This is a genomic window from Amycolatopsis thailandensis (genome assembly GCF_042723255.1).
In the GTDB taxonomy this organism is placed as follows: Bacteria; Actinomycetota; Actinomycetes; order Mycobacteriales; family Pseudonocardiaceae; genus Amycolatopsis; species Amycolatopsis thailandensis.
Map to the genome: position 1 here is coordinate 30082 of NZ_JBHXJK010000060.1, position 21329 is coordinate 51410.

27 protein-coding genes and 1 pseudogene are annotated in these 21329 nt (G+C 69.8%); 10 read left to right on the forward strand and 18 right to left on the reverse strand.

Annotated elements, in window-relative coordinates; all coding sequences use genetic code 11:
* The first annotated feature begins 19 nt into the window (after positions 1–19).
* The gene (gene bldD, locus ACFWMR_RS23685; protein ID WP_003096372.1) at positions 20–508 is read left to right on the forward strand and encodes a transcriptional regulator BldD; all 489 of its coding nucleotides are present in this window, start codon (positions 20–22) and stop codon (positions 506–508) included.
* A 109-nt stretch (positions 509–617) separates the two neighbouring features.
* On the opposite strand, the gene nusB is transcribed toward bldD, so the two are convergent.
* From nusB to ACFWMR_RS23700, 3 genes are read right to left on the reverse strand one after another with little or no spacing between them, the layout of a single operon-like run.
* Positions 618–1082 (reverse strand): transcription antitermination factor NusB, encoded by a 465-nt coding sequence (gene nusB, locus ACFWMR_RS23690; protein ID WP_093933932.1) that lies wholly within the window; start codon positions 1080–1082, stop codon positions 618–620.
* Positions 1082–1645, reverse strand: coding sequence for an elongation factor P (gene efp / locus ACFWMR_RS23695; RefSeq protein WP_093933933.1), 564 nt, complete (start codon positions 1643–1645; stop codon positions 1082–1084). Before efp ends, nusB begins: the two co-directional genes overlap by 1 nt.
* A 38-nt stretch (positions 1646–1683) precedes the next feature.
* On the reverse strand, positions 1684–2775 hold the full coding sequence (locus tag ACFWMR_RS23700; protein ID WP_093933934.1) for a M24 family metallopeptidase: 1092 nt from the start codon (positions 2773–2775) through the stop codon (positions 1684–1686).
* A 490-nt stretch (positions 2776–3265) separates the two neighbouring features.
* On the opposite strand from ACFWMR_RS23700, the gene ACFWMR_RS23705 reads away from it, so the two are divergent.
* Entirely contained in the window at positions 3266–3706 is a 441-nt protein-coding gene (locus ACFWMR_RS23705; protein WP_378379941.1) for a hypothetical protein, read from the forward strand.
* Here the strand turns inward: ACFWMR_RS23705 and ACFWMR_RS23710 are convergent.
* From ACFWMR_RS23710 to ACFWMR_RS23760, 11 genes are all read right to left on the reverse strand, one after another.
* A complete protein-coding gene (locus ACFWMR_RS23710) occupies positions 3661–5145 on the reverse strand; it encodes a beta-xylosidase (RefSeq protein ID WP_378379942.1) in 1485 nt (494 codons plus the stop codon). The two genes, ACFWMR_RS23705 and ACFWMR_RS23710, sit on opposite strands and share 46 nt — an antisense overlap.
* Before the next feature lie 60 nt (positions 5146–5205).
* Complete coding sequence (locus ACFWMR_RS23715; RefSeq protein WP_378379929.1) at positions 5206–6132, reverse strand: GNAT family N-acetyltransferase; 927 nt, start codon at positions 6130–6132, stop codon at positions 5206–5208.
* Complete coding sequence (gene aroQ, locus ACFWMR_RS23720) at positions 6129–6560, reverse strand: type II 3-dehydroquinate dehydratase (protein ID WP_378379930.1); 432 nt, start codon at positions 6558–6560, stop codon at positions 6129–6131. Before aroQ ends, ACFWMR_RS23715 begins: the two co-directional genes overlap by 4 nt.
* Positions 6557–7666 carry a 3-dehydroquinate synthase gene (gene aroB, locus ACFWMR_RS23725; RefSeq protein WP_093939303.1) on the reverse strand — a complete coding sequence of 370 codons (1110 nt, stop codon included), beginning with the start codon at positions 7664–7666 and terminating at the stop codon, positions 6557–6559. The genes aroQ and aroB overlap by 4 nt, the downstream gene beginning before the upstream one ends.
* Positions 7667–7674: 8 nt before the next feature.
* Positions 7675–8097: a hypothetical protein gene (locus ACFWMR_RS23730; RefSeq protein WP_093939302.1), complete on the reverse strand. Its 423-nt coding sequence runs from the start codon at positions 8095–8097 to the stop codon at positions 7675–7677.
* Entirely contained in the window at positions 8094–8618 is a 525-nt protein-coding gene (locus tag ACFWMR_RS23735; RefSeq protein ID WP_378379931.1) for a shikimate kinase, read from the reverse strand. The genes ACFWMR_RS23730 and ACFWMR_RS23735 overlap by 4 nt, the downstream gene beginning before the upstream one ends.
* Positions 8615–9802, reverse strand: coding sequence for a chorismate synthase (aroC, locus tag ACFWMR_RS23740; RefSeq protein WP_378379932.1), 1188 nt, complete (start codon positions 9800–9802; stop codon positions 8615–8617). The genes ACFWMR_RS23735 and aroC overlap by 4 nt, the downstream gene beginning before the upstream one ends.
* A 47-nt stretch (positions 9803–9849) precedes the next feature.
* Entirely contained in the window at positions 9850–10461 is a 612-nt protein-coding gene (locus ACFWMR_RS23745) for a prepilin peptidase (RefSeq protein ID WP_378379933.1), read from the reverse strand.
* Between the two features lie 326 nt (positions 10462–10787).
* The gene (locus ACFWMR_RS23750; RefSeq protein ID WP_093934299.1) at positions 10788–11417 is read right to left on the reverse strand and encodes an anti-sigma factor family protein; all 630 of its coding nucleotides are present in this window, start codon (positions 11415–11417) and stop codon (positions 10788–10790) included.
* A complete protein-coding gene (locus tag ACFWMR_RS23755; RefSeq protein ID WP_378379934.1) occupies positions 11414–11926 on the reverse strand; it encodes a sigma-70 family RNA polymerase sigma factor in 513 nt (170 codons plus the stop codon). The genes ACFWMR_RS23750 and ACFWMR_RS23755 overlap by 4 nt, the downstream gene beginning before the upstream one ends.
* Complete coding sequence (locus ACFWMR_RS23760; RefSeq protein WP_378379935.1) at positions 11923–12291, reverse strand: hypothetical protein; 369 nt, start codon at positions 12289–12291, stop codon at positions 11923–11925. Before ACFWMR_RS23760 ends, ACFWMR_RS23755 begins: the two co-directional genes overlap by 4 nt.
* A gap of 132 nt (positions 12292–12423) precedes the next feature.
* Here ACFWMR_RS23760 and ACFWMR_RS23765 point away from each other — a divergent pair, with 132 nt between their 5' ends.
* Positions 12424–12864 carry a QcrA and Rieske domain-containing protein gene (locus tag ACFWMR_RS23765; protein ID WP_093934302.1) on the forward strand — a complete coding sequence of 147 codons (441 nt, stop codon included), beginning with the start codon at positions 12424–12426 and terminating at the stop codon, positions 12862–12864.
* Between the two features lie 72 nt (positions 12865–12936).
* Here the strand turns inward: ACFWMR_RS23765 and ACFWMR_RS23770 are convergent, their stop codons facing one another.
* Complete coding sequence (locus ACFWMR_RS23770; protein ID WP_378379936.1) at positions 12937–13392, reverse strand: PTS sugar transporter subunit IIA; 456 nt, start codon at positions 13390–13392, stop codon at positions 12937–12939.
* Positions 13389–13634 (reverse strand): annotated as a pseudogene (locus tag ACFWMR_RS23775) (glucose PTS transporter subunit EIIB); the annotation flags it as partial. The pseudogene ACFWMR_RS23775 and the gene ACFWMR_RS23770, both read right to left, overlap by 4 nt.
* A gap of 224 nt (positions 13635–13858) precedes the next feature.
* Here ACFWMR_RS23775 and ACFWMR_RS23780 point away from each other — a divergent pair.
* From ACFWMR_RS23780 to ACFWMR_RS23795, 4 genes are read left to right on the forward strand one after another with little or no spacing between them, the layout of a single operon-like run.
* Positions 13859–14647, forward strand: coding sequence for a GntR family transcriptional regulator (locus ACFWMR_RS23780; RefSeq protein ID WP_076163796.1), 789 nt, complete (start codon positions 13859–13861; stop codon positions 14645–14647).
* The gene (locus ACFWMR_RS23785) at positions 14644–15900 is read left to right on the forward strand and encodes a PTS transporter subunit EIIC (RefSeq protein WP_378379937.1); all 1257 of its coding nucleotides are present in this window, start codon (positions 14644–14646) and stop codon (positions 15898–15900) included. The genes ACFWMR_RS23780 and ACFWMR_RS23785 overlap by 4 nt, the downstream gene beginning before the upstream one ends.
* A gap of 40 nt (positions 15901–15940) precedes the next feature.
* The gene (locus ACFWMR_RS23790; protein WP_093934306.1) at positions 15941–16207 is read left to right on the forward strand and encodes an HPr family phosphocarrier protein; all 267 of its coding nucleotides are present in this window, start codon (positions 15941–15943) and stop codon (positions 16205–16207) included.
* Positions 16208–16267: 60 nt separating this feature from the next.
* On the forward strand, positions 16268–17092 hold the full coding sequence (locus ACFWMR_RS23795; RefSeq protein WP_093934307.1) for a serine hydrolase domain-containing protein: 825 nt from the start codon (positions 16268–16270) through the stop codon (positions 17090–17092).
* Here the strand turns inward: ACFWMR_RS23795 and ACFWMR_RS23800 are convergent.
* Positions 17082–18023: a D-2-hydroxyacid dehydrogenase family protein gene (locus ACFWMR_RS23800; RefSeq protein WP_093934308.1), complete on the reverse strand. Its 942-nt coding sequence runs from the start codon at positions 18021–18023 to the stop codon at positions 17082–17084. The two genes, ACFWMR_RS23795 and ACFWMR_RS23800, sit on opposite strands and share 11 nt — an antisense overlap.
* Before the next feature lie 92 nt (positions 18024–18115).
* Between ACFWMR_RS23800 and ACFWMR_RS23805 the strand changes: the two genes are divergently transcribed.
* Positions 18116–18745, forward strand: coding sequence for a maleylpyruvate isomerase family mycothiol-dependent enzyme (locus ACFWMR_RS23805; protein ID WP_378379938.1), 630 nt, complete (start codon positions 18116–18118; stop codon positions 18743–18745).
* A gap of 3 nt (positions 18746–18748) precedes the next feature.
* Here ACFWMR_RS23805 and ACFWMR_RS23810 read toward each other — a convergent pair whose 3' ends face one another.
* Positions 18749–19948 carry an endonuclease/exonuclease/phosphatase family protein gene (locus ACFWMR_RS23810; RefSeq protein ID WP_378379939.1) on the reverse strand — a complete coding sequence of 400 codons (1200 nt, stop codon included), beginning with the start codon at positions 19946–19948 and terminating at the stop codon, positions 18749–18751.
* Positions 19949–20086: 138 nt separating this feature from the next.
* Between ACFWMR_RS23810 and ACFWMR_RS23815 the strand changes: the two genes are divergently transcribed.
* On the forward strand, positions 20087–20509 hold the full coding sequence (locus ACFWMR_RS23815; RefSeq protein WP_005157215.1) for a hypothetical protein: 423 nt from the start codon (positions 20087–20089) through the stop codon (positions 20507–20509).
* A gap of 17 nt (positions 20510–20526) precedes the next feature.
* Positions 20527–21207 carry a TetR/AcrR family transcriptional regulator gene (locus ACFWMR_RS23820; RefSeq protein ID WP_378379940.1) on the forward strand — a complete coding sequence of 227 codons (681 nt, stop codon included), beginning with the start codon at positions 20527–20529 and terminating at the stop codon, positions 21205–21207.
* Positions 21208–21329 lie beyond the last annotated feature (122 nt).

The following is a 21329-nucleotide window of genomic DNA, read 5'->3' on the forward strand; positions in this document are numbered from 1 at the left end:
GGAAACGGAGAACCACCAGATGGGCGATTACGCCAAGGCGCTCGGGGCCAAGCTCCGCGGGATCCGCCAGCAGCAGGGCCTGTCCCTGCACGGGGTCGAGCAGAAGTCCGGAGGCCGCTGGAAGGCCGTCGTCGTCGGTTCGTACGAGCGCGGCGACCGCGCCGTCACCGTGCAGAAGCTCGCCGAGCTCGCCGATTTCTACGGCGTCCCGGTGGTCGAGCTGCTGCCGGAGGGCCGGGTGCCGTCAGGCGCCGAACCCGCCACGAAGATCGTCATCAACCTGGAGCGGCTTCAGCAACTCCCGGCGGAGAAGGTCGGGCCGCTCGCCCGCTACGCGGCCACGATCCAGAGCCAGCGCGGCGACTACAACGGCAAGGTGCTCTCCATCCGCACCGAGGACCTGCGTTCGCTGGCGATCATCTACGACATGACCCCCGGCGAGCTCACCGAGCAGCTGATCGACTGGGGTGTGCTGCCGCCCGAGGCTCGACCGTCCAAAGAGGACTAGAGATGGCGACGTTTTCGGTCCGGGGGGACCGGAAACGCCAAGCGGAGCCACCGAGCACGAGAACGGGCCGTGCCCTCGGCAGAGGACACGGCCCGTTGTCGTACGTCTTCTAGAGAACGGCCCTGAGCCTGTCGGCGATGGTGCCGATGCGGCCGAGCACGCCGTTGACGAAACGCGGCGAGTCGTCGGTCGACAGCTCCTTCGCCAGCCCGACGGCCTCGTCGATGGCGACCGGATCCGGCACGTCCTCGGCCCACAGGAGCTCGTAGACGCCGACCCGCAGCACCGCGAGGTCCACCGGCGGCATCCGGTCCAGCGTCCAGCCCTGAGCGTGCTCGGAAAGCAGCTCGTCGATCGCGGCCTTGCGCCCCGTGACACCCTCGACCAGCGAGATCGTGTAGTCCGCGATCGGGTCGACCTCGACCGAACCGACCCTGTCCGCCAGCAGCGTCACCGCGTCGGCACCGCGCTGGGCGGCCTCGTACATCATCTCGACGGCACGCTTGCGCGCCTGCCGACGGCTGATCGGCCCGCCGCGGTTCGGCGACTTGCCCGATTTGGCTGAGTCGGCCATCAGCTGGAGACGCGGCCCAGGTAGCGGCCGTCACGGGTGTCGACCTTGATCTTCTCGCCGGTGGTGAGGAACAGCGGCACCTGGATCTCGGCGCCGGTCTCCAGGGTGGCCGGCTTGGTGCCACCGGTGGAGCGGTCGCCCTGCAGACCCGGGTCGGTGTGCTGGACGAGCAGCTCGACCGAGGTCGGCAGCTCGATGTACAGCGGGACACCCTCGTGCACCGCGACCTGGACCTCGGTGTTCTCGAGCAGGTAGTTCGCGTTGTCGGCGACGGTCTCGGCCAGCACGGTGATCTGGTCGTAGGTCTCCGCGTCCATGAACACGAAGTCCGCGCCGTCCTTGTACAGGTACGTCATGTTGCGGCGGTCGACGGTGGCCGTCTCGACCTTCGTGCCCGCGTTGAAGGTCTTGTCGACGACCTTGCCGCTCAGCACGTGCTTGAGCGTGGTGCGGACGAACGCGCCGCCCTTGCCCGGCTTGACGTGCTGGAACGCGGTGACGGTCCACAGCTGGCCGTCGAGTTTGAGGACGAGCCCGTTCTTCAGGTCGTTGGTGGTGGCCACGAGTGTGCAGTCTCCTGTGTCGATCTTCCGGGCCGCCGTCAGACGACCACGAGTTCCTTGGTGCTCAGCGTGAGGAGTTCGGGCGTACCTTCCCGCACGACCAGCGTGTCCTCGATGCGCACGCCTCCGCGTCCGGGCAGATACACACCAGGCTCGACGGTGACGGCCATACCGGCGGACAGTGTACCGACGCCGGTGGTGGCCAGGCTGGGCGCCTCGTGCACCTGCAGTCCGACGCCGTGGCCGAGACCGTGGCCGAACTCCTCGCCGCGCCCCGCGTCGACGATCACACCACGCGCCGCTTTGTCCACTTCGGACACTTCGGCGCCCGGGAGAACGGCTTCGCAGCCCGCCGCCTGCGCGCGCTGGACCAGCTCGTAGACCTCCTCCTGCCAGGCCGCGGGCTTGCCGATCACGAACGTGCGGGTCATGTCGGAGTGGTACCCGTCGACCGTGGCACCGAAGTCGATCTTGACGAACCCTCCGGCCGCGAGCACGGCCGAGGTGGGCCGGTGATGCGGGATCGCGGAGTTGGCTCCCGCCGCGACGATCGTGTCGAACGACGGCCCGGTGGAGCCGTGGCCGAGCATGCGGTTCTCGAGGTCGCGGGCGACGTCCAGCTCGGTGCGGCCCGGCCGGAGCCCACCGGCGGACACCAGGTCCTCCAGCGCCCTGTCGGCCGCCGCGCACGCCTGGCGCAGCGCCTCGATCTCCTGCTCGTCCTTGACCAGCCGCAGCTGCTCGACGAGGCCGGGCGTCCGGACCAGCTCGACGCGGTCGAAGCGCACCTTGAGATCCTCGTGCTGCTCGACGCTCACGTGCTGGCTCTCGAACCCGGTCTTGCCGAGCTTCTTCCCGGCCGCCAGGTCGGCGAGCTTGGCCGCGCTCGCGCGGTCCAGCACCCGTTCGAGATCGGGGACCTCGGTCGCCGACTGGACCGTGTAGCGGCCGTCGGTGCAGAAGATCGTCTTGTCGTCGCCGCCCTCGTGGACGAGGAGAGCGGCGTTGGACCCGGTGAAGCCGGTCAGGTACCTGATGTTGAGCAGGTCCGTGACCAGCAGCGCGTCCACCCCGGAGTCGGCCAGAAGGGAACGCAGCGCCGCGCGGCGGCGAGAGAAGTATTCACGCACTGTCGCATTATGTCGCGCGCTGACGGAAACGTCTCGCAGGGCGCTGGCCCCGCTTGCAGCTCGCGTGGTCATGAAGGGCGCCCTGCAATCCGTTTCCGTGGGCCTCCGGCCCGAAAGAGGGCGCGCGACGGTGAAGTCTTCTCGTCGCGCTGACGCGCTTCCGGGGAGACCGTCAGCCGGTCCCTTTCCTCGGTCCCGTTCGTGCCTGTCGTGCCCGGCGGCCCGTGAAGGCCTCCTTGAGGGACTCTGGGTCCCTCAAGGAGGCCTTCACGGACCGCTTAAGCACCACAACAGTCCCCTTGACCCAACAAGTCACAGCTGGTGCGCCTGGGGCGAACGTGACGATCCCGAAGTACATGAAGGGGGCCATCACGTACCTAGGCGCAAGCAAGGGGGCCTTCATGTACTTGAGACAGGTCGCCTGGCCGACGAGTCGCTACTGGCGAGTTAAGCTTCTCCAATGGCACCGTGGCTGACTCGTGGACTCGTGATGGCGCTGCTGCACGGCGCGGCCGTCACCGTGCTGGCCAAGTACGAGGTCTTCAACCCCACCGACAAGACCCTCTTCACCTCCCTCGCCCTCGCCGTCCTGGTCGGCGCGGCGGCGGGCTGGAGCGCCGTGGACGCCTGGCAGGGCAAACCCGAGCGCGGCAAGAACTGGTTCATCGCGGCGCTGATCGCGGGCCCGGTCTCGGGCGTGCTGTACGTGATCGGCCGCGCGGTGTTCGTCGATCAGACCGGCGCCTCGGAGCTCGGCGGCGCGCTCACCGGCGGCGCCGCCTTCTCGGCCCTGCTGGTGCTGATCCCGGCCGGGCTCGGCCTGTTCGTCGGCGGGCTCATCGCCAAGAAGGCCCCGGCGGAAGAAGACGACGACGAAGACGAAGCTCAGCCCGCGAGCGGGAAACCGGCCGGGAAGCCGTCCCAGGCCTGATCACTGATCTCTTCGACGGTCGAGTCGTTCAGCGCCGCCGCTCCCGCGTCCGGCACCACGTACAGCTTGCCGTCGAGCACCACGCCGAATCCGCGGCCCGGCGCGCGCACCATTTTCGCCCCGGCGCTCAAGCGCGCGGCCTGCGGGAACTTGTCGACGACCTTGAGCCGCTTGTCCAGCACCTCGCCCGCGAGCGCGGCCGCCACCGAGCGCCGGTCGACCCGCACCAGGGCGCCGTCGGCCACCAGGTCGATGGTCCGCTGCGGCGACGGCATCGCGACGCCTTCGAACGAGGTCCGGATCCGGGCGTCGCCGTCGCAGGCCCGCGAGCCCCGGACGTCGAGACCGAAATGTTTGAGGTCGGTCGGCGCCCCCGCGCCGCCGACGATCGTGGCACGGACGACGTCGAACGGGACCCGGTCGCAGACGTCGCCCGAGGAGAGCGGCGCGTGCCCGTCGGGCCGCCGGACCAGGCCGGGGCCCTCCTTCCACGCGCCGGGGATGATCGCGGGCCGGTACGGCTGCGCGGAGAAGTCCCTGGTCCAGAAGGTGAGCGTGGTGCCGGTGTCGGTCTCGTGCGCGATCACGAACGCGTCGAGCGCGCCGACCCACATCAGGTCGGTGCTGAATCCGTCGACCAGCGAGCGCGTGCGCGGCGAGATCGTGCTGGGCTTGGCGACGAAGCCCTGCTCCCCCAGCGTCTCCACGCCCTGGGTGAACGCCGCGTCCTTGGCACGGAGCAGGAACTGCCCGGCGCCGTTCCACCCGGCGGCCTTGGCCGTGGTGTCGGTGAAGAGCACGTAGAACCAGCCGTCGAGGTACACCGCCGAAGGCTGGCCCGCGCCGTAGACGTTGTCGCGGTGCACGTCGTGCGCGGGCCCGATGATCGGCTGCCCGCCCGCCGCGCGGGTCCAGGTGAGCCCGTCGGGGCTGGTGGCGAGCCCGATCGAGTTGCCGAGCGCGTGGTCGCCCGCCGCGCCGGTGTAATACATGTAGTAGGTCGAGCCGACCTTGATCACCGACGGATCGCAGGTGTGCATCCCGTCGAAACCACCTGGGGCGCCGGAGAACACCGCCGCCGGGCCGCCGCCGGACGGGCCGGTGAAGGGACCGTCGAGCGAGGAAGACTGCGCGTAGAGGACGTCGTCACCGGCGGGCTGGGCGCTGCCGTACTGGCTGCACCACCACATCTTGAGCTTGCCGCCGTCCTGCATCACGGTCGGGCCGTAGTTGTAGACCGCGTCCTGATCGCCCGCGCCGACCACGCCGCCACTGGCCCGGGGATCGCTCGTCGCGAGCTCGACGTCCATCGGCCGCGGCTTCTCCTTGGGCGGCTGCTGGGCTCCGCCGATCCCGCCGCCTTTGCCGTCGGCCTGGGACTGCACATTTCCGTCGCTGCACGCCATGAGGACCGCGCCGGCCGCGACGAGGGCCACCACGACACGGGCGGTTCGCCGACCCCCACGAAAAAGGCGCATGATGGCCGAGTGTAGCGAGGCTTAACCCGGCCGGGTGACGTCAGTCCCCGGTAGGGCGACCAATTCCACTTCGAAGCCATCGGCGTTTTCGAGGTAGGCGGCGTAGTGGTGATCACCCCCCGCATTCGGATACTTGTCCGCGAACATCGCCGACCAGCCGTGTTCGAGCGCTTTCGAAGCCAGCTCGTCCACCCGATCGGGGGACTCGACGTGCAGGGCGAGATGGTTCAGACCCGGCGCGGTCCGCTCGTGCTTTTCGCCGCTGAGCGCGGGAGAACGCTCGACGACGAGGTACGTCGCGCCGTGCTTCCAGCTGACTCCGGCGGGCCAGCGCTGGAACTCGCGCCAGCCGAGTTCCCGCAGCAGCCAGCCCCAGCTTTCCTCCGCGCGGGCGAGATCCGGCACCCACAGTTCGATGTGGTGCGCGCGACCGTGGTCCGACGGCAGCGCGACGAACACCCGATGCGGCCCGCTGCCGTAGTGGTCACCGCCGCCGACGTCGAGGAAACCCAAGCGCCGCACCAGGTTCTGACTGGCCACATTGGACTCGCCGACCAGCGCCCACACCGACGAAAGGCCGAGCCCGACGAGCCCGTGTGCCAGCAGGGCGCGCGCGGCCTCGGTCGCCAGCCCCTGCCCGCCGTGCGCACGCGACAGGTAATAGCCGATCTCCGGGACTTCGCCCGGCAATTCCGCCGACGGCCGCAAATGCGCGAGACCGATGACCTCGCCGTCGCGTTCGATCGCCCAATGCCCCATTCCCGCCGGGCCGTCATAGGACAGCCTGCGGCCGACCATTTCGCGGACCAGGTCCGGCTCGGTCAGCGGGACGGCGAAATGCGCGCTCATCGCCGGGTCGGCGAAGAGCTTGACGATCGCTTCGGTGTCGGCCTCGGTCAGCGCGCGCAGCCGCAGCCTCGCGGTCTCGATCGCGGGCGGGTTGTTCATGCCGCGTTCGCGGCCATCCAGCGCAGGGCCAAGGGGTATCCGTCGACCCCGAGCCCGGCGACGACCGCGGTGGCGATGTCCGACAGCACGCTGTGGTGCCGGAACTGCTCACGCTTGTGCACGTTGGAGATGTGCAGCTCGATCAACGGCGACGTGAGCTGGGCGGCGGCATCGCGGACCGCGATCGAGTAATGCGTCCACGCGGCCGCGTTGAGCACCACCGGCCAGCCCGCGTCGGCGGCCTCGTGCAGCCAGCCGACCATCTCGCCCTCGTGGTCGGTCTGCCGGACCTCGACGTCGATCCCGAGTTCCTTCCCGGTGCCGACACAGGCCGAGACCAGGTCGGCGTGTGTCGCGGAACCGTAGATCCCCGGCTCGCGCAGACCGAGCCTGCCGAGGTTGGGACCGTTGAGGACGAGCACCTTCACAGCAGCACGCTCCCGCCGGCCTTGGGGGCCTCGCCCGCCACCACCGAGTACGCGGCCGCGAGCAGCGACGGGTCGGGCCCTTCCAGCCTGCCGGGTTTCGCGAGCCCGTCGAGGACGACGAAGCGCAGCACCCCCGACCGGGTCTTCTTGTCGCCCTTCATCGTCTCCAGCAGGTGCGGGAGCGCGTCCGGGTCGTAGGTCGTCGGCAGGCCCAGGAGCTTGAGCACGGACGTGTGCCGCTCCGCGGTGGCGTCGTCGAGACGGCCTGCCAGTCGCGCGAGTTCGGCGGCGAACACCAGCCCGACGCTGACCGCGGCGCCGTGGCGCCACCGGTACTTCTCGCGGCGTTCGATGGCGTGGGCGAGGGTGTGGCCGTAGTTGAGGATCTCGCGCAGGTCCGACTCGCGCAGGTCCGCGGCGACGACGTCGGCCTTGACCTGGATCGAGCGGCGGACCAGCTCGCCGATGACCTCGCCGGTGGTGTCCAGCGCCGCGGCCGGGTCCTGCTCGACGAGTTCGAGGATGCGCGGGTCCGCGATGAACCCGGCCTTGACGACCTCGGCCATTCCGGCGACGAGTTCGTTGGGCGGCAACGTCTCCAGCGTCGCGAGGTCGACCAGGACCGCGCTCGGCTCGTGGAAGACGCCCACGAGGTTCTTGCCCGCCTCGGTGTTGATGCCGGTCTTCCCGCCGAGTGCGGCGTCGACCATGCCCAGCAGCGTGGTGGGCACGTTGACCAGGCGCACGCCGCGCATCCAGGTGGCGGCGACGAAGCCCGCCAGGTCGGTCACGGCGCCACCGCCGAGCCCGACGACCACGCCCTGGCGGTCGAGGCCCATGCGGCCGAGCACTTCCCAGCAGAAGCTGGCGACGGTGAGCGCCTTGCCGTCTTCGGCGTCGGGGATCTCGACGCGATGCGCGTCGATCCCGGCCGCGGCCAGTTCCTCGCGGATGGCCTCGGCGGTGGTGGTCAGCGTCGGCGGATGGATCAGCGCGACCTTGGAGGCGTCGGTGAGCTGCTCGGTGAGCTCGCCCAGCAGGCCGCGGCCGATGACGACGTCGTACGGCTTGGCGGTGTTGACGGTGATGCGGACCGGCTCGGTCATCGTTTCCCTCACTTCGGCGGAAGCCGCTTGGCCCTGGCGACCTCGCAGGTGATCTTGCCCTTGACCGGGGTGTCGCCCGGGATTTCCTCGGTCACCTTCTGGCCGGGCGTCATCCGGTTCTTCGCGAACAGCGCCTCACCGGAGGCCTTGCCGTCGGCGTCCTTGATCGCGATGGTGACGGCGTAGCGCGCGTCCTCGCCCGTGCTGTTGGTGACCTCGATGGTGATCTTCGGCGTGTAGCCGCCGCTGTCGCATTTGGTGACCTTGACGTCGGCGGCGACATCCGTCTCGGGCGCTCCCGAGGCGGGAGCGCCGCTGGTCGCGGCGCCGGTCTGGATGACGTCGGCGCCGGCGGGCTGCTTCTCCTCGCCGCATGCCGTCAGGGTCAAGGCCACGGCGGCGAGGACGACGCCGGCGATGGTGCGCTTCATGCTCGTTCCTTGCTGATCTCGGCGAGCCCGATGAGGGCGGCATCGACGACCTCGTCGGCGGTCAGCCGGTCGGTCTCGATCTCGAACGCGGCCACTTCGCGGTACACCGGCAGCCGCGCGTCGAGGAGCGCCTTGTACGTGGCGCGGGGGTTGACCCCGGCCAGCAGTGGGCGCGCGGTCGAGAGCCCGGCGCGCTGCACGCCCGCGGCCATCCCGACGTTGAGGAAGATCACGGTGTGCCCGGCCAGCCGCTCCCGGGTGCTCGGGGTGATCGGCGCTCCCCCGCCCAGCGAGAGGACGCCTTCGTGCTCGGCCAGCGCCTTCGCGACCATCTTCTCTTCCAGCGCGCGGAAGGCGGGCTCGCCCTCCTCCGCGAAGATGTCGGTGATGGGCTTGCCCGCGCTCGCGACGATGTCGTCGTCGCTGTCGCGGAAGGCGAGACCGAGCCGGGCGGCGAGCGCCGGGCCGACCGTGCTCTTGCCCGAGCCCGGCGGCCCGATGATCACCGCGCGAGGAGTCACCAGCGCTCCTCGAGCGCCTTCAGGTAGGCCTCGGCGTTGCGCTTGCCCTCGGCCAGCGAGTCGCCGCCGAACTTCTCCAGTGCGGCGTCCGCGAGGATCAGCGCGACCACCGACTCCAGCACGACACCGGCGCGGGGTACCGCGCAGACGTCGGAACGCTGGTGGATGGCGACCGCGGGTTCGCCGGTCGTGACATCCACAGTGGACAGTGCTTTGGGGACGGTCGAGATCGGCTTCATCGCGACGCGCACGCGCAGCGGCTCGCCGTTGGTGATGCCGCCTTCGAGCCCGCCCGCCCGGTTGGACCGGCGGGTCACCCCGACCGGGCCGGTGCCGCGGTCGATCTCGTCGTGGGCCTGGCTGCCCCAGCGCTGGGCCGTGGTGAAGCCGTCGCCGACCTCCACGCCCTTCATCGCCTGGACGCCCATGAGCGCGCCGGCGAGGCGGGCGTCGAGCCTGCGGTCCCAGTGCACGTGCGAGCCGAGGCCCGGCGGGAGGCCGTAGGCGATCACCTCGATCACGCCGCCGACGGTGTCACCCGCTTTCCGCACGGCGTCGACCTCGGCGACCATCGCGTCGGTCCCCTCCTGGCCGAAGGCGCGGACCGGGCTCTCGTCGATGGCGGGCAGGTCCGCCGCCACGGGCAGCGGGCCCTCCGGCGCCGAGGCACCGCCGATGGACACGACGTGACTGAGGATCTCGACCCCGAGCAGCTGCTTGAGGTACGCGCGGGCCACCGTGCCGAGCGCCGTGCGGGACGCGGTCTCGCGGGCGCTCGCGCGCTCCAGCACCGGCCGGGCCTCGGGGAAGCCGTACTTCTGCATGCCGGGCAGGTCCGCGTGACCGGGCCGGGGGCGGGTCAGCGGCTCGTTGCGCGCCAGTCCTTCGAGCTCCTCGGCGGGCACGGGATCGGCCGACATGACCTTCTCCCACTTGGGCCACTCGGCGTTCTCGATCTGGACCGCGACGGGGCCACCCTGGGTGAGCCCGTGCCGGACACCGCCGGTGAACTCGATGTGGTCGGTCTCGAAGCCCATCCGGGGGCTGCGGCCGAAGCCGAGCCTCCGTCGCGCGAGCTGCTCGCTCACCTCGGCGGTGGTGACCTCGACCCCGGCGGGCATCCCTTCCAGGATGGCGGCGAGGGCGGGTCCGTGCGATTCCCCTGCGGTTATCCAGCGCAACACCTGACAGATCCTGTCACAACCTCCTCTCCGTCCCAGGACAGGCCGGGCTATCCCGGACCAGGTCCGGCGAAGACGGCGAGCGCCCACGCCGCGACCAGGAGACCGGGTCCGTGCGGCACCGCGGGATGCCGGGGCCCGCCCACCGCGAGCGCCACGCTCAGTAGCGCCGCGGCGACGGCGCCGAGCACGACCGACGGCCAGCCCGTCGCGGCGAGGACCGCGCCGACGCTCCCGGCGAGCTTCACGTCCCCGGCGCCGAGCGAGCGCGGCGACAGCGCGTGGACGAGCGCGTGCGCCCCGCCGAAGACCAGCGCGCCCAGCACGGCCCGCCAGGCGATGGCCGCCCCTCCCCCGTGCGCGGCGACCGCCAGCGCGACGGCCAGCGCCGGGTACGCGGGCAGGGTCAGGATGTCGGGCAGGCGGCGGTGCTTGAGGTCGGCGAGCGCCAGCGGGACCGCGAAGACGGTCAGCACGGCGGGGACCGCGAGCCACCACGACGGCCAGGCGCCAGCCTGGTGCCTCAGCCAGACCGCGACGAGCGCCGCCGCCGCGAGGGCGGCCGCCCAAGCCGTCACCGGCGCTCCCGCCCGGCGCAGGCAGGAGCGTGTGGCGAGCGCCGATCCGGCGCCCGCCACCGCGAAGGCGATCGGCGTGAACACAAGATCAAGAGTGCGCCCGGCGGTTCACGCGGGCAAGATTTTCTTTTCGTGACAGGGACTTTCACGCACTTTCGGCAGGTCGGGCGCGGGTGCGGAAGTCGTGAACGGACCGTTCACGCACGTCGGGCAGCACGCAGGCAACCGCTGTAGGCGCTGCCTGTCAGCCGAGTGATGTGCAGCCAGGCGCGTCAACCCCGGCGACACCTGCCCCCAATGTGGCATTGGGGACACCCGGCCGCCGGCCCGGCGAGGTGCTCCGAAACCTTCGGCCGGTCCCGGGCAATCCGCACCGCTTCCGGCGCCGAAGTCCTGTCATGGCACCGGGATCAGGGGTTCATCCGCAGCAGCGGGAGACCCGAGGGCGTGCGGATCTCCAGTGCCCTGATGTCCCCGGCGCGCATCGCGGTGCCGACCACGATGTGCGCGGTGTCCTTGGGCATCGCCCGCCAGGACGCCAGTTCGCTGGTGCCTCCGTCGGCGTCGACGGCGACCAGGATGTAGTCACCGGTGCGGTTGCCGCCGTAACTGCACGTCATGTCGACCTTCGTGCCGGTGTCCGTGGCGGACATGGCGACCTCGGCGGTCACCGGGTAGTCGCCGAGCGGGGTCATCGGGTCGCCCGCCGCCGCGATCGGCCCGGTCAGGACGACCACGAGCGCGACACCGGCTGCGACGGCGATCCCGGCCGCGGTGGTGGTGATCGCCCGCTGGATCCGCCTCCCCCGGCGGACCCGTTTGAGCACGGCGGGCAGCAGTTCCGGCGAGGGCGCCGGTTCCTCCTCCACCAGCGCTGGGGCGCCGGCCTGGGCGAGCAGTCCGGGGATCCCGGCCAGATCGCGCACGGAAGCCGCGCACCGGTCGCACACGCGAAGGTGTCTCTCGTAAGCGGACCGGTCTTCCGGGGACAACGCGCCGAGCACATAGGCCGCGTCGTAGGTGGCGAAGGGGTCGGTCATTGAGTCACCCCTCTTTCCTCCAATACGAGCCGCAACGCCCGCAGGGCGTAGTGCGTCCGCGACTTGATCGTCCCTTCGGCCACCCCCAGCCGCTTCGCCGCGTCGGCGACGGAGTAACCCTGGAAGTAGCACAGGACGAGTACGTCCCGATGTCGTGGCGAGAGTTCGCCGAGGGCTTCGGCGACCAGCCAGCCCTGGACCGCCCGCTCGGTGCCGTCCGTGACCGCCGTTTCGGGCGGCCGGCCGGTCACCACCTCCGGATGCGCCTCGGAGGCACGCCAGTCGTCGATGGCGATCCGCCTCGCCACGGTGAACAGCCAGCCTCGCGCCGATCCCTCGGACTGGTCGAGTACCTTCGCGTTGCGCCAGGCCCGCAGCAGCGTCTCCTGGACGACGTCCTCCGCGCGGACCCGGTCGCCACTGGTGAGGTGCAGTGCGTAGGACCAGAGCGCCGCGGCGTGCTCGTCGTGCAGAGCCCGCATCAGCCGGTCCTCCGCGAATTCCTTCACCGATCCGTGCTCTCGCGGTTGCGGAGCAGGGGAAGGGCGAAGATCACGCATGCCGCTTCGGTGATCACGCCCCAGATCTCGGCCTGGCTGGTGAAGCGCTCCGAGACGCCGAAGAACCCGGTGGTCAGCGAGAGCACGTACGCGCCCAGGGTGGCCAGGCCGAATCCGATCGCCGCGAGCGCGGGAAGCCAGTGGTGCCAGGCCAGGACGGCGATCGCGAGCACCACGCCCGCGACGACGTTCACCAGGAAGAGCGGTCCGACCACGGCCGTTTCCGACGCCCAGTCCTGCCATACGACGTAATGCACCCACGCCGAGCCGAGCAGGCTCGCCGCCACCACCGCCCGCAACAACCACCGGATCATGTCCGTATCTCTTTCCGCGTGTTCGGTTCCCCTATGCCCTTGAACACGGAAAAGAGGGGCTTTCGGTTCAATCCGGCACCCGATCGGTCGGCGAAATTGAACCGGATGGCCGCTTCTGCCGTGTGTATGGGCATGACTGCCGAACTTCACTCCCGCCGCACCGTCCTGACCACCGGGGCCGCCGTCGCCGGCGCGGCCGTCGGTGCCGTGGCCCTCTCGGCCTGCGGAAGCGACTCCCCGTCGTCCGGCTCGGCCGCCGCTCCACCCGCCGCGGCACCGGGCGAGACCCTGACCGCGCTCGCCGACATCGAGGTCGGCCAGGCGAAGGCCGCCAAGACCGCCGACGGCAAGGACGTCATCGTCACCAGGACCGCCGAGGACGCGGCGGCGGCGTTCAGCGCGATCTGCACCCACCAGGGCTGCGCGGTCGTCCCGGACGGCGCGGAACTCAAATGTCCTTGCCACAACTCGGTCTTCGACGCGAAGACCGGCGCGGTCAAGAAGGGACCGGCGGACCAGCCGCTGCCCTCGATCGCGGTCAAGGTCGCGAACGGCCAGGTCGTCACCGCCTGAGAAACGTCATGAGGGGTCCCCTTAGGACGAAAAGTGTCCTAAGGGGACCCCTCATGACATCGGCGCGGAAGTTCAGCTGTCCCAGGTGAAGATCGGGTCGCCCGCCTCGACGTCGCCGCCGGTGAGCAGTCCCGAAAGGACTTCGGCCTTCGCGTCCAGCGCCACCACCGGCACGATCGGCGAGTAGCCGGCGGCCTTGACCGCGTCCGGGTCCCAGCCGACGACCGGCTGCCCGGCACGGACGGCCTCACCCTTGACGACGTGGAGGGTGAACCCCTCGCCTTTCTCCTTCACCGTGTCGATCCCGAGGTGGACCAGCACTCCGCGGCCGTCTTCGGTGGCCACCACGAAAGCGTGCGGGTGCAGGGTCACGATCGTCCCGTCGACCGGCGCGACGGCGTCCTGGCGCCCGCCCGAGGGCAGGACCGCGAGGCCGGGGCCGACCATCGCCTGCGCGAAGACCGGGTCGGGCACTTCGGTCATAGCGGTCGTCTTGCCGCTTACCGGGCTCAGAATTTCGAGGCTCACATCAGGTCCTCGATGTCGCTGGCGATCGTGTCGGCCTCCGGTCCCACGATCACCTGGACACCGGCGCCCATGCGCACGACACCCATCGCGCCGGCGGCCTTCAACGCGGCCTCGTCGAGCAGGCTCATGTCTTCCAGCTCACAGCGCAGCCGGGTGATGCACCCCTCCACCTCGATGACGTTCTCGGCGCCGCCGAGCGCCGCGAGGATCTTTTCCGGCCTGTCATCCGCCATCGCGGTCTCCCTGTTCCCTGTCGGTTTCCCACATGCGAACCAGCTGTACTACGCCGTTCGCCGACTCGCACCCGATCCCTGGCCACGAACGCGTAACGGTGGTTGACACCCGCTCGTGCGACGGAGCATCCTGCCCCATCGGATCATTGGTCTAGACCGGAACGTACCAATCTTCCGGACCAGATGCGAGTACGGGTTACCCAACCGACCGGCCCGAAAGGACGGTGACCGTCATGAGCGCTTCGGCGCAGCTGCCGCCGTCCGACCGTGTGATCAACGGACCGACGCCCAAACACGCCCAGCTGCGGGAGATTCTGCGCCGCACGGTGGAGCGTGAGCTACCCCCCGGCTCACCTATCCCCTCGGAACGTGACCTCGCCGAGACCTATCAGGTGTCGCGGCTCACCGTCCGGTCGGCGATCGGCAAGCTGGTCGAAGAAGGACTCTTGTCGCGGGTGCGCGGCAAGGGGACGTTCACCGCCGCGAGGCGGATGGAACTGCAGCTCTACCTGATGTCCTTCACCGAGGACATGCGCCGTCGCGGGATGACCCCGACCACGGAGGTCGTCAAGACCGCCACCGAGGTCCCGCCCGCCCCCTCGGCGCACGCTCTCGGCCTGACCGCCGGAACCCCGGCACACCGGCTGGTACGGCTCCGCCGTGCCGACGGGGTGCCGCTCGCGGTCGAACGTGGCTGGTATCACGCGGGCCGGATGCCCGGTCTGCTCGACCTCGATCTCACTCGATCGTTGTACGTCCAACTCGCCCAGTCGTATGACCTCCGCCCGGACCACGCGTGGCAGACGGTCTGGGCCGAATCCGCGGACCGCGAAACGGCACGCCTGCTCGGCATGCGCGCCGGCAGTCCGCTTCTTGTCTTCCGCCGGGTCTCCAGCGTCAACGGGGAACCGATCGAAGACATGACTTCCTGGTACCGGGGCGATCACTACCAGGTCACCATGCAGCTTGACCGGAACACCCCGGATTCCGGTCACCATCCTCACTACGGAGGTACCCGATGAGCTCCACCACCGCCGAGGGGGCGAAGAGCAAAGGCAAGGGACTTGCCGGCCTTCAGCGCTTCGGCCGCAGCCTCATGCTCCCCATCGCCGCCCTGCCCGCCGCCGCGCTCCTGTCCAGGCTCGGTCAGCCTGACCTGCTCGGCAAGGACGGCCTCGGCTGGGACAAGGTCGCCGCGGCCATCGGTGCCGCGGGGGACTCGCTGTTCAACTGGCTGCCGCTCCTGTTCGCGGTGGGTATCGCCGTCGGGTTCGCCCGGAAGAGCGACGGTGCCACGGGCCTCGCCGCCGTGGTCGGCTTCTTCGTCTTCACCAGCGTCCTTCGCGTCTTCGCGCCGTTCGAAGAGCTGCCCGGCTGGGACCCCGCAAAGCCCGCCGGCCTGATGCTCAACCCGATCAAATGGCCCTACAGCGTGCTGGCCGGTGTGATCGTCGGCCTCGTCACCGCGCTGCTGTGGCAGAAGTTCTACCGCATCAAGCTGCCGCCGTACCTGGCCTTCTTCGGTGGCCGCCGGTTCGTGCCGATCATCACCGCCCTGGTGCTGCTGGTCCTCGCGGTGCCGCTAGGCCTGGTCTTCCACTGGGTCAACGACGGCATCCAGGCCGCCGGTGAAGCGGTCACCGGCGCGCCCGTGGTCGGTGGCGGTATCTACGGCTTCCTCAACCGGCTCCTGATCCCGGTCGGTCTGCACCAGCTGCTGAACGTGCCGGTGTGGTTCATCTTCGACGGCGGCGACCTGACCCAGTTCTTCAAGGGTGACCCGACCCGCGGCACCTTCATGACCGGGTTCTTCCCGATCTTCATGTTCGCCATCCCCGCCGCGGCGCTGGCGATCTGGCAGACCGCGAAGCCCAGCCAGAAGAAGATCGTCGGCGGTGTGATGATCGCCGGTGCGCTGACCTCGTTCCTGACCGGTGTCACCGAGCCGATCGAGTTCTCGTTCATGTACGTCGCGTGGCCGCTGTACCTGATCCACGCGGTCCTGACCGGTACCTCGATGGCGCTGGTGAACGCGCTCGACATCCACCTCGGCTTCGGGTTCTCCGCCGGTGCGATCGACTTCGGGCTCAACTTCAGCCACCCGGCGGCGAGCAGCAACGTCTGGCTGCTCATCCCGATCGGCCTGGCCTACGCGGTCATCTACTACGTGATCTTCCGTTTCGTGATCACCAAGTGGAACCTGCGGACCCCGGGCCGCGAGGACGACGCGATCGAGGCCGATCTCGAAGCCACCGCGGCGAAGCCCGTCAAGTAGTTTCAGCTCAGTAGAACCGAAGGCACGAAAGGGAAAGAACATGCCGGAGAAACGCGTCACCGTGGCCAGCAAGGTGGGCCTGCACGCCAGGCCCGCGGCGACGGTCGCCAAGGCGGCCGCGGCGCAGCCCGTCGCGGTTTCGATCGCCAAGGCGGGCGGCGACCCGGTCGCGGCCGGCAGCGTGCTGAACCTGATGACGCTCGCCGCCGGCTACGGCGACGAGGTCATCATCAGTGCCGAGGGTGAAGGTGCCGAGGCGGCCGTCGAGGCCATCGCCGAGCTGGTGGCGACGGACCTCGACGCCTGATCCTCATCCCTGCGAAGCCCGGGCCGTCCCCGACCGGCCCGGGCTTCGTAGGGTGTAGGCATGGAGAGCGTGCGCGAGATCGAACAGTGGCCGGTGGACAACGCCGCCACGGCCGTGGTGACCGCCGCCGGTGACGTGCTGGGCACCCACGGCGACACGACGAAGGTGTACCGGCTGGCGTCGGTGACCAAACCGCTCACGGCCTACGCCGCGCTGATCGCCATCGAAGAGGGCGTCGTCGAACTCGACACCCCCGCCGGGCCGGAAGGCGCCACGATCCGGCATCTGCTCGCGCACACCTCGGGCCTGGCCTTCAACGAGCACAAGCCGATGGCCGCGCCGGGCAACCGCCGCCTGTACTCCAACGCCGGTTTCGAGCAGCTCGCCGACGCGCTCACCGAGCATTCCGGGATCCCTTTCGCCGACTACCAGGCGGAGGCGCTTTTCCAGCCGCTGGGCATGAAGTCGACCAAGCTGACCGGCTCCCCCGCCTCGGGCGCGGAGTCCACTGTGGACGACCTCGTCGCTTTCGCCGCCGAATTGCAGGCGCCGAAGCTCATCGCAGCCGAGACCGTGCGCGAGGCGACCTCCGTGGTCTTCCCCGGACTTTCCGGCGTCCTGCCCGGTTTCGGCCACCAGAAGCCGAACGACTGGGGGCTCGGTTTCGAGATCCGCGACCACAAGAGTCCACATTGGACAGGATCATCGAGCTCGCCGCGGACGTTCGGCCACTTCGGGCAGTCCGGAACGTTCCTCTGGGTCGATCCCGACGCCGGCGCCGCCTGTGTCGCGCTCACCGACCGCGCTTTCGGCCCGTGGGCGGCCGAGGTGTGGCCGCCCTACACCGACGCCGTGCTCTCGGAGCTGCGCGGCCTCACTCCATGACGCGGACCGGCGAACCCGCCTGGAAGGCCGCGATGTCCTCGACCGCGTCGCGGTAGAAGATCTCGTAGGCCTCCCGGGTGACGTAGCCGATGTGCGGGGTGAGCACGACGTTGTCGAGCGTCCGCAGCGGATGCTCCGACGGCAGCGGCTCGACGTCGTAGACATCCAGCGCGGCGACCGCGATCTCCTTGCGGCGCAAGGAGTCCACCAGGGCGGCTTCGTCCACGATCGGGCCGCGCGAGGTGTTGACCAGCATCGCCGACGGCTTCATCGCGGCGAGCTCGGGCGCGCCGACCAGCCCCCGGGTGCGGCGGCTGAGCACCAGGTGGATCGAAAGGACGTCCGCGCGGGCGAACAGTTCGTCCTTCGACACCGCCGTGACACCGTGCGGATCGGCCTTCTCCTGGGTCAGGTTCTGGCTCCACGCGATGGTCTCCATGCCGAACGCCTGGCCGATCTTGGCCGCACCGGCGCCGAGCCTGCCGAGGCCCAGCAGCCCGAGGGTCTTGCCGGACAGGATCGTGCCGACCGTGGTCTGCCAGCCGCCCTCGCGCATGTTCTTCGACTCCACCGGCACGTTCCGCGCGGCGGCGAGGATCAGCGCCCAGGTGTGCTCGGCGGCCGGGGCGGCGATGTACCCCGTGGAGGAGACGACCACGCCGTTGCGCCGGGCGGCGGCCACGTCGATCGCGGCGTTGCGGTGACCGGTGCTCACCAGCAGCTTGAGCGCGGGCAGCCGGTCGAGCACCTCGGCGGGGAAACGGGTGCGCTCGCGCATCGCGACCACGACCTCGAAGTCCCGTAGGTGGGCCACCACGTCGGCGGGGTCCGCGAACGGCTTCGTGAACACCTCGATGTCGGCGCCGAGGGAGTCCCAGTCCCCGAAACCGAGCGCCACTTCCTGGTAGTCGTCGAGAATCGCGATCTTCATGCCCTCAGGCTAGTTGAGCACCTTCGAAGAACCCGAACGGCGCGAACTCTGGTTCCATGGCGGCGAGGTGTATCTCGGAACAGAGGAGCGGGATGAACGACGGCGAGATCTTGGCCTGGACCGAGACGGAACGGCTGAGCTTCGCGGATCTGCTGGGAAGTCTCGCCGAGCACGACTGGTCGGTGACCACCCTCTGTACGGAATGGACGGTCCACGCGATGGCCGCCCATCTGGCGCAGTCCACCAGGAACCGGCTCAAAGACACCCTCGTCGGCATCGTCAAGGCCAAGGGGAATTGGGACCGGATGAACGTCGACCAGGCCATCGCCTACGGCGCCCGGTTCTCCCCCGCGGAACTCGTCGCCCAGATCCGCGAGGACGCCGGATCACCGCGTCGCTCGCCCGGTGCCAAACCGGTCGATCCGCTCGCCGACGTGCTGATCCACGGCCAGGACGTCGCCCGCCCGCTCGGTATCGCCAGGCCGATGCCGGAACAGCCGGCGATCGCCTCCCTGGAGCACCTGCTCGTCAGCCCGTTCTGGGGCGCCAAGAAGCGCTGCCGGGACCTCAAGCTGATCGCCACCGACGCCGAGTGGTCCGGCGGAGCGGGCCCCGAGGAAGTACGGGGCCCGCTCGTCGACCTGCTCCTGGCCGTGAGCGGCCGGAGCACCGGCCTGGCCACGCTCACCGGTCCGGGCGCCGCGTTGCTCGGCGCCCGCTGAGGGTCACCAGCGCGGGACGAACACGTCGACCCGCACCAGATGGTGGTCCGAGGCGTCGTTGAGCCGGGCGAGCGGCGAATCGGGCAGCGGCCAGAACACCTCGGCGCGCCAGGGGAACAGGCCCTTGGACGGCAGGACGTAGTCGATCCGCAGGTTCCCCGGCGCGTTGTCGTTGAAGTCGCCGGTGTCGAAGTACGGGTCGCCCTTCTGGCCGATGTTGGCGCCGGCCTGGTCCTGAGCCGCCCGGACGCCGCCTTCGCTGCCCGGCCGGGTCTCGATGACTCGCGGCGCGTTCAGCAGGCGTGAGATCGCGCCCGGGACGCTGTCGCCGTCGAGCGGGTCGGAGTTGTGGTCGCCGGCGATGACGAACTTCTCGTGCGCGCCCAGCCCACCGCGGCGGCCCCGGTCGTCGTGGATGTAGCGGCCCTTGCCCGGGGTCACGTAATCCGCCCAGAAGCGGATCTCGTCGTTGTTGCGGGTGCCGTTGCGGTCTTCGGGACCGTCGAAGGTGGGCGGCGTCGGGTGCGCGGCCAGGAAATGCACGGTCGAGCGGCCGACGCGGATCGGGACGTCCCAGTGGGACTTCGACGACAGGCGCAGTACGTCGAGCGCCTGCGGCGAGTACCAATCGTTCGGCGCCGGCGTGGCCGGGTCGTCCGGCAGCAGCGCGCCGGGCATGTCCTTCCACAGGAACTTCTGGAAGGTCCGCACGCTCTTCGTGTCGATCGGGTACTTGGACAGCACGAGCATGCCGTACTGCCCCTCGAAGAGGCCGAAGCCGTGCGCGTCGTTTCCGCCGCCGACCTTGCCGTCGCGGTCGAGGTCGAAACCGGTCGCGACACCGGTGTTCGACGGCGCGGTGAAGGCGTACGGGTAGTCGATCGGCGCGGCGCCGTTCTGACTGCGCTTCAGGTAGTTCTCGCGGAACAGGTCCGCAGCGCGGTTGCCGGGCACGTAGTCGAACTCGTTGATCAGCAGCACGTCCGGCCGGTTGCGCTGGATCACCTCGGCGACCTCGTTCGCCTGCACGTTGCCCGGCTGCGACAGGTCGGTCACCAGCTGACCGGCGGCTCCGCGGTTGAGCGAAGCGTTGAACGTCGCGAACCGGACGTTCTGCCCGACGGTGGCTTCCGCCGGGGTGGCGGCCAGCAGCGTCCCGGCCAGCAAGGCACCCGATGTGAGCACGGCGGCGATGCGTTTCACGTCTTACCTCCCAGAGTCGGTGCGACCTTACGCACACCGCGCGCATGCCCGGGTGAGCTTCAGGTGAACAGCATCTCTTGAACGCGTTCAAAATCTCGGCTACGGTACTTCTTGAACACGTTCAAAAGGGAGGTCCCCATGCAACCCGTAGTCGTGGCCTACGCGCTCTACCTGGCCATCACCGTCCCCCTGACCGTCCTCGTCGCCCGCACCCTGAGCAGGCACGGCAAGACGTTCCTGGAGGACGTCTTCCAGGACAAGCAGGCGCTGGCGCATTCGGTCAACCAACTGCTCGTCGTCGGGTTCTACCTGGTCAGCCTGGGTTTCGTGACCCTGTTCCTGACCAGCAACGACACCGTCCTCGACGCGCGCGACGTCTTCGAGATGGTGTCGGTCAAGGTCGGCACCGTGGCACTCGTGCTCGGCGTGATGCACGTCGGGAACGTGCTGGTGTTCAACGGCATCCGGCGCAAGCACCTCAACCACGTCACCCCGCGGCCCGCGCCGGCCCCGCAGCCCTACCCCGGCTACCCGGCGCCCGCTCCGCACCCGGCGCCCTGACCGGATAACGTGCAGTGGTGGCGAAGAGTGAGGAAACCAGGTCGCTGATCGTGGCGACCGCGTTGCGGCTGTTCGCGGAGAACGGCTACGACCGCACGACCATGCGGGCCATCGCGGGCGAAGCGGGCGTGTCGGTCGGGAACGCCTACTACTACTTCGCCTCGAAAGACCAGCTGATCCAGGGTTTCTACGACGAGATCGCCAAAGGGCACCTGACGATGGCGCGCCAGGCGATCGAAGGTGAGCGGGACTTCAGCGAGCGGCTCAAGACGGTCCTGCTCACCTGGCTCGACGTCGCCGAGCCGTACCACCGCTTCGGCACACAGCTCTTCGTCAACGCCGCCGACCCGGAATCGCCGCTGAGCCCTTTCAGCGAAGAGTCGACTCCCGCGCGGGAGTCCTCCGTCGGCCTGATGCGCGACGTCATCGACGGCTCCGACGCCAAACTCGACCCGGACCTGCGCGACGAACTGCCCGATCTGCTGTGGCTGTACCAGATGGGGGTCGTGCTGTTCTGGGTCCACGATCGCTCTCGCGGCCAGAAACGCAGCCGCGTGCTGGTGGAGCGGACGGTGCCGCTGATCGCGCGGCTGGTGGGGCTTTCGCGGCTGCGGGTGCTGCGCCCGGTCAGCCGGGAGATCGTCTCGCTGATCCGGGACCTGTCGAAGCGGGACGATGCCGCTCCGGATCGCGTTTAGTCCTCTGAATGCGTCGCCTGCCCACTGGTGTGACTGGCGAGCGTGGAGGATTTGGGACGTTGAACGTCCCGGATCCTCCACGCTCGGTCTCGTTGGTGAGGGGCTGGCTCTTATTCACATCT

Excerpts from the sequence above, each read along its gene's own strand:
- nusB (WP_093933932.1), bottom strand. The coding sequence starts at position 1,082 with ATGGCCGACTCAGCCAAATCGGGCAAGTCGCCGAACCGCGGCGGGCCG.
- ACFWMR_RS23800 (WP_093934308.1), bottom strand. The coding sequence starts at position 18,023 with ATGAAGATCGCGATTCTCGACGACTACCAGGAAGTGGCGCTCGGTTTC.
- ACFWMR_RS23785 (WP_378379937.1), top strand. The coding sequence starts at position 14,644 with ATGAGCTCCACCACCGCCGAGGGGGCGAAGAGCAAAGGCAAGGGACTT.
- ACFWMR_RS23705 (WP_378379941.1), top strand. The coding sequence starts at position 3,266 with ATGGCGCTGCTGCACGGCGCGGCCGTCACCGTGCTGGCCAAGTACGAG.
- ACFWMR_RS23780 (WP_076163796.1), top strand. The coding sequence starts at position 13,859 with ATGAGCGCTTCGGCGCAGCTGCCGCCGTCCGACCGTGTGATCAACGGA.
- ACFWMR_RS23815 (WP_005157215.1), top strand. The coding sequence starts at position 20,087 with ATGCAACCCGTAGTCGTGGCCTACGCGCTCTACCTGGCCATCACCGTC.
- aroB (WP_093939303.1), bottom strand. The coding sequence starts at position 7,666 with ATGACCGAGCCGGTCCGCATCACCGTCAACACCGCCAAGCCGTACGAC.
- ACFWMR_RS23765 (WP_093934302.1), top strand. The coding sequence starts at position 12,424 with ATGACTGCCGAACTTCACTCCCGCCGCACCGTCCTGACCACCGGGGCC.
- ACFWMR_RS23730 (WP_093939302.1), bottom strand. The coding sequence starts at position 8,097 with ATGAAGCGCACCATCGCCGGCGTCGTCCTCGCCGCCGTGGCCTTGACC.
- ACFWMR_RS23790 (WP_093934306.1), top strand. The coding sequence starts at position 15,941 with ATGCCGGAGAAACGCGTCACCGTGGCCAGCAAGGTGGGCCTGCACGCC.
- ACFWMR_RS23795 (WP_093934307.1), top strand. The coding sequence starts at position 16,268 with ATGGAGAGCGTGCGCGAGATCGAACAGTGGCCGGTGGACAACGCCGCC.
- ACFWMR_RS23760 (WP_378379935.1), bottom strand. The coding sequence starts at position 12,291 with ATGATCCGGTGGTTGTTGCGGGCGGTGGTGGCGGCGAGCCTGCTCGGC.
- ACFWMR_RS23715 (WP_378379929.1), bottom strand. The coding sequence starts at position 6,132 with ATGAACAACCCGCCCGCGATCGAGACCGCGAGGCTGCGGCTGCGCGCG.
- ACFWMR_RS23805 (WP_378379938.1), top strand. The coding sequence starts at position 18,116 with ATGAACGACGGCGAGATCTTGGCCTGGACCGAGACGGAACGGCTGAGC.
- ACFWMR_RS23750 (WP_093934299.1), bottom strand. The coding sequence starts at position 11,417 with ATGACCGACCCCTTCGCCACCTACGACGCGGCCTATGTGCTCGGCGCG.
- bldD (WP_003096372.1), top strand. The coding sequence starts at position 20 with ATGGGCGATTACGCCAAGGCGCTCGGGGCCAAGCTCCGCGGGATCCGC.